18 protein-coding genes are annotated in these 13,911 nt (G+C 55.0%); 9 read left to right on the plus strand and 9 right to left on the minus strand.

Going from position 1 to position 13,911, the window contains the following annotated elements:
* Positions 1–5 precede the first annotated feature (5 nt).
* The 4 genes from DUD43_RS07475 (at position 6) to DUD43_RS07490 (ending at position 1,588) form a co-directional block, all read left to right on the plus strand.
* Entirely contained in the window at positions 6–323 is a 318-nt protein-coding gene (locus tag DUD43_RS07475; RefSeq protein ID WP_153229783.1) for a hypothetical protein, read from the plus strand.
* A gap of 146 nt (positions 324–469) precedes the next feature.
* Positions 470–694, plus strand: a complete 225-nt coding sequence (locus DUD43_RS07480; RefSeq protein ID WP_153229784.1) for a twin-arginine translocase TatA/TatE family subunit — start codon at positions 470–472, stop codon at positions 692–694.
* Positions 678–1,136 (plus strand): lysozyme, encoded by a 459-nt coding sequence (locus tag DUD43_RS07485; protein ID WP_153229785.1) that lies wholly within the window; start codon positions 678–680, stop codon positions 1,134–1,136. Before DUD43_RS07480 ends, DUD43_RS07485 begins: the two co-directional genes overlap by 17 nt.
* A complete protein-coding gene (locus DUD43_RS07490; RefSeq protein WP_194273458.1) occupies positions 1,115–1,588 on the plus strand; it encodes a DUF2514 family protein in 474 nt (157 codons plus the stop codon). Before DUD43_RS07485 ends, DUD43_RS07490 begins: the two co-directional genes overlap by 22 nt.
* Before the next feature lie 19 nt (positions 1,589–1,607).
* Here DUD43_RS07490 and DUD43_RS07495 read toward each other — a convergent pair whose 3' ends face one another.
* Complete coding sequence (locus DUD43_RS07495; protein ID WP_153229787.1) at positions 1,608–1,934, minus strand: hypothetical protein; 327 nt, start codon at positions 1,932–1,934, stop codon at positions 1,608–1,610.
* 524 nt (positions 1,935–2,458) lie between these two features.
* Between DUD43_RS07495 and DUD43_RS07500 the strand changes: the two genes are divergently transcribed.
* The gene (locus tag DUD43_RS07500; RefSeq protein WP_153229788.1) at positions 2,459–2,824 is read left to right on the plus strand and encodes a YgiW/YdeI family stress tolerance OB fold protein; all 366 of its coding nucleotides are present in this window, start codon (positions 2,459–2,461) and stop codon (positions 2,822–2,824) included.
* A gap of 116 nt (positions 2,825–2,940) precedes the next feature.
* A complete protein-coding gene (locus DUD43_RS07505) occupies positions 2,941–3,285 on the plus strand; it encodes a DMT family protein (protein ID WP_094196341.1) in 345 nt (114 codons plus the stop codon).
* Positions 3,286–3,729: 444 nt separating this feature from the next.
* On the opposite strand, the gene DUD43_RS07510 is transcribed toward DUD43_RS07505, so the two are convergent.
* On the minus strand, positions 3,730–4,545 hold the full coding sequence (locus DUD43_RS07510) for an META and DUF4377 domain-containing protein (protein ID WP_153229789.1): 816 nt from the start codon (positions 4,543–4,545) through the stop codon (positions 3,730–3,732).
* Between the two features lie 106 nt (positions 4,546–4,651).
* Complete coding sequence (locus DUD43_RS07515) at positions 4,652–5,359, minus strand: tellurite resistance TerB family protein (RefSeq protein ID WP_153229790.1); 708 nt, start codon at positions 5,357–5,359, stop codon at positions 4,652–4,654.
* Between the two features lie 210 nt (positions 5,360–5,569).
* Here DUD43_RS07515 and DUD43_RS07520 point away from each other — a divergent pair, with 210 nt between their 5' ends.
* Positions 5,570–6,721, plus strand: coding sequence for an ABC transporter substrate-binding protein (locus tag DUD43_RS07520; RefSeq protein WP_153229791.1), 1,152 nt, complete (start codon positions 5,570–5,572; stop codon positions 6,719–6,721).
* 87 nt (positions 6,722–6,808) lie between these two features.
* Here the strand turns inward: DUD43_RS07520 and DUD43_RS07525 are convergent, their stop codons facing one another.
* The 4 genes from DUD43_RS07525 to DUD43_RS07540 all read right to left on the minus strand — a co-directional run bounded on the left by DUD43_RS07525 (position 6,809) and on the right by DUD43_RS07540 (position 10,058).
* Positions 6,809–7,075, minus strand: a complete 267-nt coding sequence (locus DUD43_RS07525) for a DUF3892 domain-containing protein (protein ID WP_228125932.1) — start codon at positions 7,073–7,075, stop codon at positions 6,809–6,811.
* Positions 7,076–7,162: 87 nt separating this feature from the next.
* Positions 7,163–7,849, minus strand: a complete 687-nt coding sequence (locus DUD43_RS07530; RefSeq protein WP_228125933.1) for a 3'-5' exonuclease — start codon at positions 7,847–7,849, stop codon at positions 7,163–7,165.
* Between the two features lie 313 nt (positions 7,850–8,162).
* Entirely contained in the window at positions 8,163–9,611 is a 1,449-nt protein-coding gene (locus tag DUD43_RS07535) for a GGDEF domain-containing protein (protein ID WP_153229793.1), read from the minus strand.
* Between the two features lie 180 nt (positions 9,612–9,791).
* Positions 9,792–10,058: a hypothetical protein gene (locus tag DUD43_RS07540; protein WP_153229795.1), complete on the minus strand. Its 267-nt coding sequence runs from the start codon at positions 10,056–10,058 to the stop codon at positions 9,792–9,794.
* A gap of 547 nt (positions 10,059–10,605) precedes the next feature.
* Here DUD43_RS07540 and DUD43_RS07545 point away from each other — a divergent pair.
* Complete coding sequence (locus DUD43_RS07545; RefSeq protein WP_153229797.1) at positions 10,606–11,475, plus strand: MOSC domain-containing protein; 870 nt, start codon at positions 10,606–10,608, stop codon at positions 11,473–11,475.
* 18 nt (positions 11,476–11,493) lie between these two features.
* Here DUD43_RS07545 and DUD43_RS07550 read toward each other — a convergent pair whose 3' ends face one another.
* A complete protein-coding gene (locus DUD43_RS07550; protein ID WP_009455584.1) occupies positions 11,494–11,955 on the minus strand; it encodes an Lrp/AsnC family transcriptional regulator in 462 nt (153 codons plus the stop codon).
* A 146-nt stretch (positions 11,956–12,101) separates the two neighbouring features.
* Between DUD43_RS07550 and metC the strand changes: the two genes are divergently transcribed.
* Positions 12,102–13,325: a cystathionine beta-lyase gene (metC, locus tag DUD43_RS07555; protein WP_153229798.1), complete on the plus strand. Its 1,224-nt coding sequence runs from the start codon at positions 12,102–12,104 to the stop codon at positions 13,323–13,325.
* Here the strand turns inward: metC and DUD43_RS07560 are convergent.
* Positions 13,305–13,778 (minus strand): hypothetical protein, encoded by a 474-nt coding sequence (locus DUD43_RS07560; protein ID WP_153229799.1) that lies wholly within the window; start codon positions 13,776–13,778, stop codon positions 13,305–13,307. The two genes, metC and DUD43_RS07560, sit on opposite strands and share 21 nt — an antisense overlap.
* Positions 13,779–13,911 lie beyond the last annotated feature (133 nt).

The raw sequence follows: 13,911 nt of genomic DNA on the forward strand, positions 1-13,911 counted from the left end.
TTGATATGTCATTGGCCATTTTTACGAAAAACATAATGACGGAAGGCGGGCCTGCCAAAGCTCATTCTATTGGCCGTATTTCTACTGAACGCGGCACTGCGGGTTGGACTGTGCAGGTCGATCATCATGCGACTCAAGAGCTGGCAGAGCGACAGGCGGGAGTGGTTTGGCAGACGTACTACGTGATGCCATTTGATACCGCTCTGGGTGCTCAACCTCAGCTATCTGCGGTTGCCTGGCTGATTGCAAATGAGCCGGCATTTTCTGGTGGGGAAGTAGTGGTCAGTGCTGATCCGATAGAAACCGCTGAAGAGCAACAGTAAATCGTAATTTGATCGTAGTGAGGCTGCCTGATGTGCAGTTTCTTGAATGTCGTTGCCCCGGCCCGCTTGAGCGGGTTTTTTTATGTCTGCTGCATCCATGAAAGGGATGCAGCAGACAGGGCAGATTTGATTAAGGAGAAGGGCCTGTGCTGAATAACGACGCCGCTCATTTACCCATAAGCACTGGCTCGGCCCTGCTTATTTATGGTTGGACCATGCAGGATTTTGTGCTGACACTCTGGGCGGCTTATGTAGTGATTTTGATTGTGACCAAGTTGCCCGAGTTCATTCGGGCGGCGGCGCGGATTGTGGGTGGGATGCAGCGTGCCTGGCGCCAGCTCAAGGAGTGGAAGCATGGATCTGAAGACTAAGCTGGGCGCAGGGGTGGTCTCGGCGGCTATTGCTGTGGTTGCTGCCTGGGAAGGTCGCTCTTTGATTGCCTATGTGGACCCCGTGGGCATCCCGACTATCTGCGATGGCTACACGCAGGGGGTCAAGCTGGGTGATGTGGCAAGTCCGGAGCGTTGCGACGCCTTGATGGAGCAGGAGGTGCGTCGTGCTTTAGCTGTGGTGGATCGCTCTGTGAGCTATCCCTTGCCGGATGAGGTACGGGTCGCTTTGAGCAGCTTTGTTTACAACGTGGGGGCTGGGGCTTATGGCAATTCGACTTTGCTGCGCAAGCTACGGGCTCAGGATATAGCAGGTGCATGCCGGGAGCTGGATCGTTGGGTCTATGCAGGTGGTCGCAAGCTGCGGGGGCTGGAGCGGCGGCGTCAGGCCGAGAGGCTGTTATGTCTATCAAGTCTGCATTAGCAGGGGCTGCTGTTCTGGCAGCCTTTTTTTTATGGGGGGCGCTGTATGGCCAGGAGCAGTATCGCAAGGGCTATGAGCTGGCCCAGGCAGAGACCAGGGCCGCGCAGTTGCAGGCCGAGGTCCGTGCACGCCTGATGGAGCAACGATTACAAAAGGAGGTGGAGGATGTTCGAGTCACTTATCAAGCGCAGCTGGATGCGGCCCTGCGTGCTGCTGTGGCTGCTCGCGCCGATCTTGACGGCTTGCGCAGCAAGCTCGCCGTCGCCAATGATCGTGTCGTCGCTCAGGCTGCCCGAGCCGGACATGCGCTGGATGCAAACGCCCGAATTGCCAGCGAGCTGCGCAACGTGGTCGGCCTGTGCGCAGAACGATATACAGAGTTGGCAGCAGCGGCTGACGGATACCGGAGCGCTTTAGGTGGTTTGCAGGGGTATGTATTTAACCTGCGGTAATCCCTGCTGTATTTGGTAGTTATCGGTTAGAGCGAAAGTATTGCCAAGTTATGGCTCCAGCACCTATTCCGATCAGAGCCCCGATAAAAGCTGCCTTAAGGCGACTTAGCAGTGCATCTTCGTTGAGCATGTCGAGTGTGGGCACTCTTTGCATAGGGTCGTATCTAAACCAAGGCCACCAGTAATAAATCAATACAGCCAGAAAAATGACGGCAATGACGCCCAAAACGCGCCCGTCCCAGAGGAGCATATCTTTCAATCCACTGACGATCAGTGTGGTAAAGAATAGCCAGAGAAAGGCATAAAAACCCACAGTTAGCATAAGCGCCCAAGAACTAAAAATCATATTTTGTCCTATGTCAAAATAAATGAATATAGCTCTTTTTGATCAAAGGTGCAGCCGTTTGTGGGAAGGGGCTCAAAGAGTGTTCGATTGCGTTTGGCTTTATGCCTTCAACTGTTAACGGTTGTAGAAAAGGTAAAGTTCTCGTGCTGACTGCAGCCTAATTTTAGGCAATGTGCACTCGTCAAAAACCTTCAAATATTTCTTGCGATTGTGCGGTGTGACGACAGTGATGTGGCGGATCATTTGCCATTTCACGCTGTCTTTACCGCCTTCCAGGGCACCACGACGGTCACGCTCAAACAGGGTGCGCCGAAAGTATCGTACTCTGGCAGGTTTGACACGGCAGGTGATGTAGGAGTTGGGGGGCAAGGCTTAGTTCGCTGCAGCGGCAGGGGTGGTGAAAGCACAAGTCCTATCGTGTCGCGCTTGATAAGCAGGCAAGCCCAACACTGCCATTTTGATAAGGACGCTGATGATATCTGCTGTTATGGTTAAGTTTCAAGCCATAAACAATAGGAGTCATTATGTCTACTTACGTTAAATTGCGCTCGGCTGTGGCGCTGGCTTTGTTATCAGGGGTACTGTCGTTTCCTGCCCATGCGCAGTACACGGGCCCATCGGAGATTGGTCAGACGACGGTTGCGGAGATCCTGAAAAATCCTGTGGATGATCAGGACGTGCGGGTACAAGGTCATCTGCTACGTCAAACGGCCCACGACAAGTTTCTGTTTTCTGATGGTAGCGGGGAGATCGTGGCGGAGATCAAGGCCAAGCATTTCGCCGGTCAGACTTTGGATGAGAAAACCAAGGTGGAGCTGATTGGCGAGGTTGATACCAGTTCCAAGCGGCCTCCCGAGATTGAGGTGGGTTTTTTGAAAGTTGTGGACTGATTTTCTGCTTGGGACTCCGTCTTTCTGCCGCCTGATTATCCCCATATCCGCTGATTGAATGTGACGCTACACTGGCCGGGTCGCGGTGCAGGCCGCTTTTTATCCTTGTGTCCAGAATGGCTAAGATCCTTCCCATCTTGATGTTGGTCGTCTCCAATGTGTTCATGACCATTGCCTGGTATGGGCACCTGAAGTATCCCAATAGTCCTTTGCTGAAAGTCGTTCTGATCAGCTGGGGTATTGCCTTGGTGGAGTACTGCCTGGCGGTGCCGGCCAATCGTTTGGGGCATACCGTCTACAGTGCTGCTCAGCTAAAGACCATGCAGGAAGTGATTACCTTGCTGGTGTTTGTGGTGTTCTCGGTGCTGTATCTGAAAGAGAGCTTTACGCTCAATCACCTGGTCGGCTTCACGCTGATTGGTGCCGGGGCATTTTTTATTTTTTATGGGCCGTTGAAATAAGGGCAAATTTCATTACGGTCCTTTGGGCTCGGCCTTTGTGGTTTACGGCAGGAAGAACAGAGCTCGGTGTGGCGCATAATGCGATACGCCGGGCTATTTTTTTGTCCTGAGAGTATATGTGCAGGGACAAAAAAAAGCCTCGCATGTCGCAAGGCCTGAAGCCGGATAAATAGGGAGGTGAAAAAATGTTATCCGGTATTTCCATACTACGGATGGGCAGGCCTGCTGACTAGGTTCAAAGCATAGCAGTGAGTAACTATTTGTGGCTCCGAAGCTGCTGTTTCCTATGGGGTTTTGCCTATCTGAAACAGGGCGGCTTGCTACCTGAATCGGATAAAAAATACCCCTGAAATAAATAAGCCCCAAGGCCGGAAAGAACTCCAGCCTTGGGGCATTTGATCAGCCGTCAGTGTAGATCGTGCTCAGACGATCTTGCTTCCAGGCTTACTTGCTGACTTGCTCGGACTCTACGACCATATCCAGAACATCGGCCTTGGACGATGCGTCTGCGGGCACGTTCTTCAGCTCGTAGCGGTTGATACGTAGCACGTTACGAACGCCAGGAGTGTGGGTGTAGCCTTCGATATCGCCGTAGTAGTACATCCACTCGCCAGTGTGGGTTTTGATGCCGGAGTCGTTGTACTGGATTTCACGTACTTTCAGACACTGGTAATTCGGCATCAAGGGGTGCGAACATGCTTCGCGTTGTGGGCCCACTTCCAGGAAAACACGGGTCGGCTCGCTGCCGTAACGGGTCGTTGCAGTAGGCTCACCTTTCAGGCGCCATTTGGTGCCGTCTTTAAAGCCCAGGGTCAGGACAGGCGCGGGATTATCCGGTGCGGAGTCGGCCTTGGCCATGCTCCAGTCGGTTGCCGTGGACAACAATTTGCCGACGGCCTGCTCGTTGCGCATCAGCTCGGGGTCCGAGCACATCTTCATGGTGCTGACCGGCGAGGTGAAGGTGATTTTGGAACCGCTGATGGTGTAGCCGCTACCCAGGACATTACACAGATTGTCGATCGACATCATCTTGTCGGTGAAATTCAAGGTGACTTGCTCGCCGCCTGCGCCAGGAATGGCAGGGGCTGGCTGGCCGTCTTTGCCAGTCGTGGCAAACAGACGCCAGTGATAAGCCTGCAGAGAGGTTTCTTTGTCCATTTGGCGCTCGGAAGTCGCGGTGTTGCTGTTGTTTGGAGCCGCGCAAGCGGCCAGACCCATTAAGGCCAGTGAACCAATCGTCAACTTGAGGGTGTTTTTCATGGGTGGTTTCCTTGATGAGTCGTGGGCTGCATGGGGGTGTCAGCCCGGGGTTGAAGAATAAAGCAGTCGGAGTGGGGGCGTTCGGCTGGAACGGCCCAGCTCCCGATCAAGCTTGGGGTAAAGCTCGTACCTGATTATCCAGACTTTCGCGCAAGGAGTTTGGCAAGGATAGTAAACGGGCCAGCTCGTCCAGATAGGCGCGTTCCATATAGCTTTGCTCGTCAATGACGATGGCGCTGGTCAGGTAAATTTCGGCCGACATCTCGGGCGTTTGCGCCAATTGGGCAATCGCTTGCGGGTCGATCGGTTTGAGCAGTTCTTGCGACAACCAGAGTCGGGCTTGTTCGGGGGCGGCCATCTTGCTGATTTCCGCGTCGATCAGTTCGCGCTCGGCGTCGCCAATGTGGCCGTCTGCCTTGGCAGCGGAGACCAGGGCAGCCAGGATGATCATGGCATGGGTGTCGGCCGGGCCGTTAGTGGCCAGCGGCAGCGGGGCGGCAGGTACCGCTTGCACGGGGGACGGGGCCGCTTGCTGGCCTGCGTTTTGTTCTTGCCAGTTCTGGTAGACCTTGACGGCCAGGGCGCCCAGAGCAGCGGCTCCGCCGTACGCGGCCATGGAGCCGCCCATTTTGCGGAATTTCTTGTTGCCCAGCAGGACGCCCAGAACGCCGCCTACAAGCGCGCCGCCACCAAAACCACCGGCTTGTTCACTGATCTTTTTACCCAGGTCGGAGGAGTTCAATTGACCCTGACCTTGTTTTAGTGCGCTTTGGCCGCTTTGCAGAATTTGTTGCAGCATTTGCTGAAGTGACATGGATTCGCTCTATGAAAGGTAAATGGTAGCTTCGTTATAAACTACTTTATTGGGTGCGCCCGCGTACAATTGTAAGCAGACCTGCCGGAGAAAATCGTCCAATAAGACGTGTGCGGCACGGGGAATTTGGTATCTTATGTCCAGATCAATCCATATAAGCGCGGGTGCGCTGATATCAAGGGGGGAAGGGCTTAACTGGCTCTGCACATTATGAAATTGACTCGAACTGCTTTCGCTTTGTCCGTTGTTCTGGCCGCTCTGGCCACACCGGCTCAATCACAGGTCAAGATTGGCGTGATCGCCTCGGCCACGGGACCGACTGCGGTGGTCGGTTTGCCGCAGCGCAATACCGTGCCGCTGCTGCCTACCAAGGTTGGAGATCTGACGGTTGAGTACGTCTCCCTGGATGACGCCAGCGACCCGAACCAAACGGTGACGCTGTTCAAGAAAATGATTTCCGAGGACAAGATCGACGCCTTGATCGGGCCTACCGGCTCGCCCAATGCCATGGGTCTGATCCAGTTTGCAGCGGACTCGGGTACGCCCGTACTGGCTCCGGTAGGCGCAGCGTCTGTGGTGCTGCCCATGACCGAGCAAAAGAAATGGGTTTTTAAAACAACCCAGAACGACGACATTATTGCTCAGGCCCTGGTCAAGCATATGGTCGATACTGGCGTGAAAACAGCCGGTTTCCTGGGCTTTAACGATGCCTATGGCGAGAGCTGGTTGACCGTGTTCAAGGAACTGGCTGCTGCGAATAATATCAAGATTGTGGCCACAGAACGTTATGTGCGCTCGGATACCTCGGTAACGGGTCAGGCCTTGAAGATTTACGCTGCCAAACCGGATGTGGTTCTGGTAGCCGGGACTGGCGCTGCCGCGGTGCTGCCGCAAGTGACACTGGTTAAGCAAGGTTACAAAGGGCAAATTTATCAAACGCACGGTGCTGCGCTACCTGCTTTCTTGAGCCTGGGGGGCGAGCAGGTTGAAGGCACCATTCTGGCAGCCAGCCTGATGCTGGTCTTGCCTGAAATTGCCGACACCAACCCGTCCAAGCCGATCGCGCAGGACTACATCCAGCGCTATACCGAGCGTTATGGTCAGGCTCCCGCTACGTTTGGCGCCAACGTGTATGACGCAGGCCTCTTGCTGGAAAAGGCAATTCCTGAAGCGGCTGCCAAGGCCAAGCCAGGTACGCCGGAGTTCCGTTCGGCTCTGCGTGATGCTCTGGAGCAAACCCGTGATCTGGTGGCGACCCAAGGTGTGTACACCATGTCGCCCGAAGACCATAGCGGCTTTGACGAGCGTGGTCGCGAGCTGATTACGGTGCGTAACGGCCAATGGCACTTGCTCAAGCCTTAAGCCGGTTTTAGGGCAGGCATGAAAAAACGCGGCTTAAAGCCGCGTTTTCTGTTTTCCCTGAGGGAAGTGGAGGAAGGACCGGGCAGCTTATCCGGCCTGGCTGGGAAGGCTGAGCAAAATGTGAGGCTCTTCAACTTCAAGCTCAGTTTTCAGGTACTTGGCACCAAAACGGCTGAGCGCCACGATCAGTTTGGCGGGAATGCCATCCAGAAGAATGTAGTAGTCCTCCTGGCCCTGCTCAATTTGCTGGACAACATCCGGTTGGGAACGCTGCCAGCCTGTGCCTCCAAGATGGGTAATTCGTTCGTAAGGGTCCCGACGCATATCTTTCGTGACGTATGCAACCTCGATCATTTGCCACCTCATGAAGTTCTTGTTGGGACCTTCATCATTGGGCATATGGTGGCTGACAGCCATTAGGGATTTTACGAACCTTGAGGTTTAGACCTTCAAAGCCTTGACCAGATAGGGATCCAGGTCCGGCTGACGCAGCAGCCAGTTCTTGTAATCCTGTGGTACATCGGCAATGGCCATGCCCTTGTGTTTGCCAAAATGCAAAATGGTGGGAATCCGGGCACGCTCGGAAAGCTGCCACAACTGTTCCCAGGTATTGATGTTTTGCGTCAGGCCCAGCAAGTACTGCAGGAGCGCCAGGCAATTGCGTACATCGGCCAGGGCACTGTGCGCATTGCGCAGGCGCTCGCGGGCATTGGCACGATCAATGTGATAGATCAGGGCGGACTGGCTGTAGCTGTCCAGGCCTGGAATCAGGTGACGGGACAAGGCCAGGGTACAGATACGCTTGATATTGGGCGAACCGGCCACGCCCCAGTCATAGTCCACATTGTGGCCAATGATGTATTGGGTGTCGGCAGGCAGCTTGAATTCGGTATGCGACGGGCAGTCTTGCAGCTCTTCGTCGTAAATGTGGTGCGTGGCCAGGGCGCCCAGTGTATTGGCTTCATCGGGCCGGTAGCGTTGCTCGAACTCTTCATTGACCAGCAAGAAGACAGGGTCGCTTAAACGCAGCCAAGCTGCCTCGATGACTTGAGGCTGGGCAGTGCCGGTGGTTTCAGTATCAAACAGCAGGGCAGACATACGGGAATCGCTAACAGACAAAGCTGTCATGGTAGTGCATGTGCCCCGCTTTGCCTATACAGGTTTCAGGCGGAAGCCTTCGGGAACGCCCCAGCGATTGGTGCGTAGCAGCCAGTGAGTCTGGCAGCTCAGGCAGCGGTACTGGGTTTCGTGGGATCCGTCGGGAGAGGGGGGATGTTGTCCCAGTAAACGCAAATCGGCATGCGCTTGGCTAGTACTTAATCCCTGTGGCAAGGTTAAACACGCTTGGCACAAGGGCGAGCCGTAAACTGACGCCATATCACCGCTCCCTGATGTTTTGTTTCGTATTGACACATCAGTATCGGTTTGCTTACGGATAGCGTCAAGTCCCCGTCTTGGGCTCGGGGAAATGATAGGAAAAACTCTGATCCCGACCGGCGCGTTTTGCCTCGTACAAAGCCGTGTCGGCCTGACGAAGCAGGGCATGCAGATCCAGCGTGGAGGCTTCCAGCGTTGCGATACCCAGGCTGGCCGTCATGGTCAGTTGCTGTTCGTTATCCAGAGAGAAGGGCAGTAGGGCAATGCTTTTGCGCACACGCTCGGCCACGGCATGGGCTTGAGTGGCGCTGCAATCCGGTAGCAGGATGCCAAATTCTTCACCACCCAATCGACCGCACAAGTCGGTATCGCGTAACGCCAGGGAAATGCGCTGGGTGATGGCGCTCAGGGCCAGGTCGCCCACATGGTGGCCGTGGGTGTCGTTAATGGGTTTGAAGTGGTCTATGTCCAGAACAATGACACTGACAGGAACTTGTTTCAGGCGACATTGGGTCAGCACGGCCTGGCTTTGCTGATAAAACGCCTGCTTGTTGAGCAAACCTGTCAGGGCGTCGTGGTGGGCGAGTCGCTGAAGCTTTTCAACCGCCAGATTACGGGCTGACATCAGGCTGGCACTGGTAATAGAGGCCAGCGCAATGGAGGCAATGCCGATACGCAGCGACAGCAGATCCAGCGAGGTATGTAACTGGCTGGGCAGGAAGTAGACCGGCTGGCTCAGGGCGAACAAGGTCCACAGCACATAGAACAGGGTCAACAAGGTGGTGGAAAAGAGCGAGTAGCTCAGGGCGCACCACAACAAAGGCAGGACGGGAAAGGCCAGGGAGCCGGGGCCGTCAATCAGCAAGCTCAACAAGCTGGTCAGCAATAAGGACAGGGCGGGTGCCAGCTGGGCCAGACTCATCAAATGTGGCTCGTTCCAGTACTCCATGAAGCGGCGTATGGGACGGTCGGGGGCGGTCAGGATGACGGGCAGGATAGCGGTATAGGAAATCATGCCGGTCAGCATCCAGGACAGGATTGCCAGCGACAGGGTCTGCGAGGTATGCAGAGACAGGGCAATACCGCCCAGCAAGGCGGACAGCACACAGGCCAGTCCGTAGTAGGCGGCCAAGGTCAGCATGGCCTGGGGGCGGCGCAAGGACAGATCCAGCAGCGGATTGCGGGTGATCAGCCAGTAAGCCAGACCGACGCCACTGACATTGGCCAAAGTTAGCAAGAGGGCAATCGGCAGGGGATTGCGAGCAATCAGTTCGGCACACAGATAGGCCAGGACAACAATGACCCAGTTAAGGAACTGGCTGGCCCAGTCGGGGCGTCGAATGAACAGGCCCAGCAACACGGCCTCGGCAGGCCAGAAGATGGTCAGGGCGTCGTAATGACGCAGCTTGGTACCCAGCAGGGTCAGAATCAAGACCAGGCTGAACAGGAAAAAACGGGAGAGATAGGAATAGCGCCGCGGCGGGCGCAAGCAGGAAGCCTGCTTTGATTTCATATCCGTTGCCATAGGAGCACACGCTCGTCGTGGACGCTTTACAGCGTCGGATAAGTTTCAAGCCGCCACTATTTTAGGATGAAAGCAGGAATGTTTCTTGCAAATTGTAATTATGTGTTTTTGAATGAAATTAATACGGGGATTGGCCTGGATGCCCCGTATTAATTAGCTGGCAAAGCCTTAGTTCAAGGCGGGCAAAGGGTGGCGTGGAGCCACGTGATGCACGTCCTGCAGGCGGAAACGGAAACGCACGTTGGCGTCCTGGTTCTGCGCGTCTGCGGTATAGGTAGTGCAGCCGTGTACAGGCGAGCTGAAAATCACGGTACCCGCCATGCGAGGGCCGTTCTTGGGTTGCAAGTAAACAGTATCGCCAATGCGAATGTCGGTTTTGTTCAAGGCAATATGCTCAGGGCGCGAGATCAAACCGGTTGGATAGATATTTTTCATAATTTTTTTCCTTATCGTGTGGCGTCATTACATCGTTTTTTTATTGAGATTTGATGACACCATGATGGACCGGACTCCACACGGAGGCCAGGCCATTGCTATTTCAATGTAGAGCCGCGCTGGCTGAACAAACGTCAGGCAGAAGTGCTCTGTGGCAGCATGGACAGCGCCTTATTCGTTTGCCAAGCAAATGGACGGAGCGAGTCCGCTACGATGCAAAAAATAAGTCTGGATGTGGCTGTCGTCGCCGTGGTGAATGAATACCCGCATGTTTGGGGACATGCCAGAAGGTCAAAGGGACCTGTTTTTACGTGGGTACATTCAAAAAAATGTTGATCGCACTTTCTTAATGTAATGGATGTGTTGGTGCAATCAATCAACTATTAACTCATAGCTTTGCGAGCTTGTCAAGCATCTGTGCGGAATAATTTTCCAGGGTCGATGTTTCTGATCCACTTCTTTGCAATCAGTCGCCAAAGCAGGGGCGGGCAGGCGGTCAGGCTGTTTTAGAATAAGTCCCTTATCTTGCCTTTTGCTGTTGCGACTCATGATTACCATCACTGGCCTGTTTACCCATCCCATCAAATCCTGTGCCGCCCAGGCTCATCCGCAGGGCGTGGAGGTCAGCGTTGCGGGCCTGGCCTTTGACCGGGAGTGGGTCGTTGTTGATCAGCAGGGCGTGTTCATGACGCAGCGTCGCTGGCCGCGCATGGCCCTTATTCAGCCATGTGTGCAGGACGGGCAGATTACCGTGCAAGCGCCCGGCATGGATGCCTTGTCCTGGTCGCTGGATGCCCCGATAGGAGATAACGTCGCCGTATCCGTGCGTATCTGGAGTTCAGATACCTTGGGGCGGGATGAAGGCGATCAGGTCGCGCAGTGGTTTAGCGACTTTTTGCAAACCCCTTGCCGGGTGTTGCGTAACCATAGCCGCGCCAGGCGTTATGTGCTGACCGAGCGTGTGCGCCCTTGGGAAGAAAAGTCCCAGGGCTGGCGTCAGATTGGCGACCAGATCAACGGTTTTGGTTTTGCGGATGCGCTGCCTTTTCTGTTCACCAATGAAGCGTCCCTGGAAGAGCTGAACCGTCTGGTGCAACAGTCGGGCGAGCAGGCTGTACCCATGGATCGTTTCCGCGCCAATGTGGTTTTTGAAGGTCTGCCCGCGTATGAAGAGGACTATGTGCTGGGCGTCAGCAGTGAAGGCTTGAGTTTTGCCTTCATCCGCCCCTGTACCCGTTGCCCTATGCCTAACGTGAATCAGCTAACGGCTGATGTGGGCACCCAGCCCGGTCTGGCCCTGGCGCAAAGCCGTCAGTTCCCGCAAGGCACCTTGTTTGGCATGCAGGCCATGCTGGTTGAGTCCAAACCCCAGATGCTGAGCATCGGCCAGACGCTGGATGTGGAATACAGCTTTTAAGCCTTCAACAAGGCTGAATCAGGCGTAGTCCAGGGGCAGACGGGTCGTGAACTTGATCTGCTCCATGGCGAAACTGGAGCTGACATCGGTCAGCTCTATTTCCGAGATCAGGCGCTGGTAGACACGGTCAAAGCTTTTGATGTCGGGCACAACCACGCGCAGCAAGTAGTCGGTATCGCCGCTCATGCGATAGAACTCCACAATTTGCGGAATCGCCTCTACCACGGCTGAAAACTGGCTGTACCACTGCTTGTTGTGTTGATTGGTCTTGATGGCTACAAACACCGTCACACCGACATTGAGCTTTTCCGAACTAAGCAACGCCACCCGTTTTTCGATATAGCCTTCTTGTTCCAGGCGCTGTATGCGTCGCCAGCAGGGCGTGCTGGACAAACCCACCCGATCGGCAATTTCCTGGATGGCCAAGGTGGCATCGTTTTGGAGGATCTCCAGAATGTGCTTGTCGAATTTATCCAGCATAAAAATAATTTCCCAATAATATTGGTGATTGTAGATTTTTATTCTCTGAATTCTGCCTGCTGTAGCGTGAAAACGCAATAATTGCCCTTGGGCCCTTGCGTAGACTGTTTCCATTCATCTCTAGCGATCACGATCAGGAAAACAGCATGCAGGACTGCGATTACCAAAATACCCGTTTGACGCATTTGGGCCGGGACACCAGCGTGTCCGCCGGCTTTGTGAATGTGCCCGTTTGTCGCGGCTCCACGATCCTGGCCGACAATCTGGAACAATGGGCGCAGCGCAAGGAGCCTGATAATCCCTATGCCTCGTATGGCCGCTTCACCAACCCCACCTTGCAAACCTTGACGCAAGCCGTGGCCGAGCTGGAGGGCGGGTTTCAGGCCAGCCTGTTTCCGTCCGGATTGGCAGCGTGTACCCATGTCTTGTTGGGGATGTTGGAGGTTGGGGATCATTTGCTGATACCGGATTCGGTCTATGGGCCGGTGCGGGCGTTTGCCCAGCAGGTGCTGGCCAGCCGCATGGGTATTCAGGTGCAGTTTTACGAGCCGTCTTTGGGTGAGGGCATAGCCAGCCTGATTCGTCCCAATACCAAGGTGGTCTATGTAGAGTCACCCGGCTCGGCCACTTTCGAGATTCAGGATATTCCTGCGATTGCCCGTTGCGCGCATGCGGTGGGGGCGTATGTGCTCCTGGACAATACCTGGGCTACGCCCTTGTTTTTCCAGCCCTTTGAGCATGGGGTGGACGTATCCATTCAGGCCGCTACCAAGTATTTGACGGGGCATTCCGATGCCTTGCTGGGGATTGCCACGGCTAATGAACGTGCCTGGCCCTTGCTGCGTCGTGCTGCGCATGATTTTGGTCAGACAGCCGGTCCTGATGATGCCTTTCTGGCGCTGCGAGGTATGCGTACTTTAGGCGTGCGTTTGCGTCAGCACCAGGCCAGTGCCTTGCAGATTGCCCGTTTTCTGGAGAATCACCCGCAGGTGCAACAGGTGTTGCATCCGGCCTTGGAGTCGCATTCCGGTCACGCGATCTGGAAGCGGGATTTCACCGGCTCTACCGGCTTGTTCGGCGTGGTGCTGGAACCATTGAGTGAAGCGCAGTTATCCTGCTTTTTCAAAAGCTTGCGCCTGTTTGGTATCGGTCTGTCCTGGGGTGGGTTCGAGAGCCTGGCTTTGCCCATGGATATGCCCAAGCGCAATGGGCGAGCCTTGTTCGGGGAAGGGCAGTTGTTGCGTCTGCATGTGGGTCTGGAAGAGCCCCAGCATTTACAACAAGATCTGGCGCAGGCTTTGGACGCGACTTATGCGCTTAACACGTCCAGAAATCCAAGTGGGCTGCGCTTAGTTGCCCAGCAGGCTTAACTGCTGGTTTTCCTGCCTGGCGATCAGGCGACGCGTCTGTTCTTCACTGATGTCCAGGCTGGGATCATCCAAAGAAGGTTGAGCGGGGCTGGAGATGCTTTCTGCAATCCGGTTCCAGCGCAGTCCCAGTTTGCTGGGTTTGGCCGGGCGACGACGGCTGCGCGGGGCTGTTTCCTGCTGGTCGGGCGAGTACTGGGTCAGATCAAACTGGCCCGTGACGATGCCAACTTGCTTGAGCAGAACCATAGCCTGCAAGGGGCTTTTGAAACTGCGCGGATCCTTGCTGCGGGCGGTAACCAGCACGGCCTGACCAGCACGCGTGGCCACTTGTACAAAAAAATGATTGCCTTGTCCTTTTATGGACACACCTAAAATCCCCCCGGCTTGCGTGGCAGCACGCAGTTGCTGCAGGGTAAAGGTGACGATTGCGCCTTGACAGGGCAAAGAGGACATAAATTAGCGCTCAATAAAGAAAGCCCGCCATCGCGGGCTAGTCGGGCAAATAGCTGCGTCCCCGCAAGAGGGGACTCAAGGGCGACATTATGCCAAAAAATAGGCGGTTCGTGGTTTGGACGGCATAAGACTG

Source organism: Alcaligenes faecalis, assembly GCF_009497775.1.
Lineage (GTDB): Bacteria > Pseudomonadota > Gammaproteobacteria > Burkholderiales > Burkholderiaceae_B > Alcaligenes > Alcaligenes faecalis_D.

Bases quoted from the DNA above. Each gene is read 5' to 3' on its own strand.
- DUD43_RS07550 (WP_009455584.1), bottom strand. From the start codon at position 11,955: ATGCTGGATAAATTCGACAAGCACATTCTGGAGATCCTCCAAAACGAT.
- DUD43_RS07545 (WP_153229797.1), top strand. From the start codon at position 10,606: ATGATTACCATCACTGGCCTGTTTACCCATCCCATCAAATCCTGTGCC.
- DUD43_RS07530 (WP_228125933.1), bottom strand. From the start codon at position 7,849: ATGACAGCTTTGTCTGTTAGCGATTCCCGTATGTCTGCCCTGCTGTTT.
- DUD43_RS07540 (WP_153229795.1), bottom strand. From the start codon at position 10,058: ATGAAAAATATCTATCCAACCGGTTTGATCTCGCGCCCTGAGCATATT.
- DUD43_RS07515 (WP_153229790.1), bottom strand. From the start codon at position 5,359: ATGTCACTTCAGCAAATGCTGCAACAAATTCTGCAAAGCGGCCAAAGC.
- DUD43_RS07475 (WP_153229783.1), top strand. From the start codon at position 6: ATGTCATTGGCCATTTTTACGAAAAACATAATGACGGAAGGCGGGCCT.
- metC (WP_153229798.1), top strand. From the start codon at position 12,102: ATGCAGGACTGCGATTACCAAAATACCCGTTTGACGCATTTGGGCCGG.
- DUD43_RS07510 (WP_153229789.1), bottom strand. From the start codon at position 4,545: ATGAAAAACACCCTCAAGTTGACGATTGGTTCACTGGCCTTAATGGGT.
- DUD43_RS07505 (WP_094196341.1), top strand. From the start codon at position 2,941: ATGGCTAAGATCCTTCCCATCTTGATGTTGGTCGTCTCCAATGTGTTC.
- DUD43_RS07560 (WP_153229799.1), bottom strand. From the start codon at position 13,778: ATGTCCTCTTTGCCCTGTCAAGGCGCAATCGTCACCTTTACCCTGCAG.
- DUD43_RS07485 (WP_153229785.1), top strand. From the start codon at position 678: ATGGATCTGAAGACTAAGCTGGGCGCAGGGGTGGTCTCGGCGGCTATT.
- DUD43_RS07490 (WP_194273458.1), top strand. From the start codon at position 1,115: ATGTCTATCAAGTCTGCATTAGCAGGGGCTGCTGTTCTGGCAGCCTTT.
- DUD43_RS07525 (WP_228125932.1), bottom strand. From the start codon at position 7,075: ATGATCGAGGTTGCATACGTCACGAAAGATATGCGTCGGGACCCTTAC.
- DUD43_RS07520 (WP_153229791.1), top strand. From the start codon at position 5,570: ATGAAATTGACTCGAACTGCTTTCGCTTTGTCCGTTGTTCTGGCCGCT.
- DUD43_RS07535 (WP_153229793.1), bottom strand. From the start codon at position 9,611: ATGAAATCAAAGCAGGCTTCCTGCTTGCGCCCGCCGCGGCGCTATTCC.
- DUD43_RS07500 (WP_153229788.1), top strand. From the start codon at position 2,459: ATGTCTACTTACGTTAAATTGCGCTCGGCTGTGGCGCTGGCTTTGTTA.
- DUD43_RS07495 (WP_153229787.1), bottom strand. From the start codon at position 1,934: ATGATTTTTAGTTCTTGGGCGCTTATGCTAACTGTGGGTTTTTATGCC.